Origin of the sequence: Actinoplanes sp. NPDC048791, from assembly GCF_040650095.1 — a bacterium.
Classification (GTDB): Bacteria; Actinomycetota; Actinomycetes; order Mycobacteriales; family Micromonosporaceae; genus Actinoplanes.
The window spans coordinates 1-1,963 of record NZ_JBEZGQ010001322.1; the positions used below are offsets into that span (position 1 = coordinate 1).

At 74.6% G+C, this 1,963-nt stretch carries 2 protein-coding genes; both read left to right on the top strand.

Annotated features, from left to right (window positions below):
• A partial coding sequence (locus tag AB0C29_RS45910; protein WP_360834318.1) for a universal stress protein occupies positions 1-648 on the top strand: 648 nt, incomplete at its 5' end.
• Positions 649-730: 82 nt separating this feature from the next.
• Positions 731-1,963 (top strand): FAD-binding oxidoreductase (locus AB0C29_RS45915; RefSeq protein ID WP_360834320.1); only part of this gene is annotated, 1,233 nt, incomplete at its 3' end.

A 1,963-nucleotide genomic window follows, 5' to 3' on the forward strand; every position in this document is an offset into this window, starting at 1 on the left:
CGCACCGCAGCCATGCTCGTGGTCGGCAACCGGGGGCGCGGAGGCTTGGCCAGCCTGCTGCTCGGCTCGGTCAGCCGGCAGGTGGTCACCCGGGCGACCGGTCCCGTGGTCGTCGTCCGCGGCCGGCGCGAAACCCCGTCCGGCCCGGTCACGGTCGGCGTCGACGGTTCGGCCCCGGCGAACCTCGCTCTGGCGCTGGCGTTCGACCAGACCCAGCGGCGTGACGGCGAACTGCTCGTGGTGCGCAGCTACCCCATGCCGATGCCGCCGTACGGGATGGCTGTGCCGCCGTTGCCCTACGACCCGGACGCGGTCCGCCGGGACGTGGCCCGTGACCTCGACGCGACCCTGACGCCGTGGCTGGACAGGTACCCCGCCGTGCGGGTGAGGACCCGCGTCGAGCCGGGCAGCCCGGCGAAGAACCTGATCGACGTGTCCCGCGAGGCGGGTCTGCTCGTCGTCGGCAGCCGTGGGCACGGCGCGCTGGTCGGCGGCCTGCTCGGCTCGGTCGGCCAGCAGCTGCTCCACCACGCCGACTGCCCGGTCATGATCGTCCACCCGGAGAAGCGGACCGCCCTGCGTCCGCGCCGGGGCAGCGGCCGGGAGGGGCGGCTGATTGCCGGGCGTCGGCAAGAAGCGCGGCCGTAGATCGGCCGGTGCCGGCCCTCGCCGGGCGGCCGGCCCGCGGAGACGATGGTGGGTCGGTGCAACCGCAGAGATGAGGTACGACGTGTCTTCCGTGTATCAAGGGCGTGGCTCGCCGGGCGAGGTCGCGGTCATCGGGGCGGGGATGGTGGGCCTGTCCACCGCCTGGTTCCTGCAGGAGGCCGGCGTACAGGTAACGGTGTACGAGCGGCAGCAGGTGGGCGCGGGCGCGTCCTGGGGCAATGCCGGATGGCTGACGCCGGCGCTGACCGCACCCCTGCCGGAACCGGCAGTGCTGCGCTACGGCCTGCGGGCGGTGCTGAGTCCCCGGTCACCGGTGTATCTGCCGCTCCGGGCCGACCGCGACCTGCTGCGGTTCCTCGCCTCGTTCGTCAGGCACAGCACGGCTCGGCGATGGAAACGCGGGATGGCCGCCTACGTCCCGCTCAACGAGCGTGCGCTGGAGGCGTTCGACGTGCTCGCCGCGGGCGGCGTCACCGCGCCCACGACGAAGGCGGCCACCTTCCTCGCCTGCTTCGCCCGCGAGCGCGACGCCCGCGGTCTGCTGGCCGAGCTGGAGCAGATCGGCGCCGCCGGTCAGGACGTCGACTACCACCGGGTCTCCGGCCGCCGGGCCCGGGTCATGGAACCGGCGCTGACCGGTCAGGTCGGTGCCGCCGTGGAGATCCGCGGGCAGCGCTACCTGCACCCGCCGGAGTTCGTCCGGTCCCTTGCCGGAGCGGTGCGGGCCCGCGGCGGCCGGATCGTCGAAGACGCCGAGGTGACCGACCTGCGGCACGGGCCCGACGAGGTCAGCGTGGTCTGCCGATCCGGCGAACAGACCCGGCACGACGCGGTAGTGGTCGCCACCGGGGCCGTCCTGGGCACTCTCACCGCGAGCTTCGGGGTGCGGCAGCCGGTCCAGGCCGGTCGCGGCTACAGCTTCAGCGTGCCGGCCGCGCGGATGCCCGCCGGGCCGTTGTACTTCCCGCGGCAGCGGGTCGCCTGTACGCCGCTGAGCGGCCGGCTGCGGGTGGCCGGGATGATGGAGTTCCGGCGCCCCGGCGACGCCCTCGATCCGCGGCGGATCGCTGCCGTCGTGGAGGCCGTACGCCCGTTCCTGGCCGGCGTGGACCTCGACGACCGCCGCGACGAATGGGTGGGATCACGCCCGTGCACCGCGGACGGGCTGCCGCTGATCGGCCCGACCGCCGCTCCGCGGGTGTTCGTCGCCGGCGGGCACGGCATGTGGGGCATCGCGCTCGGTCCTGTCACCGGGCAGTTGCTGGCCCAGACCGTGCTCAAGGGCGAGGCGCCG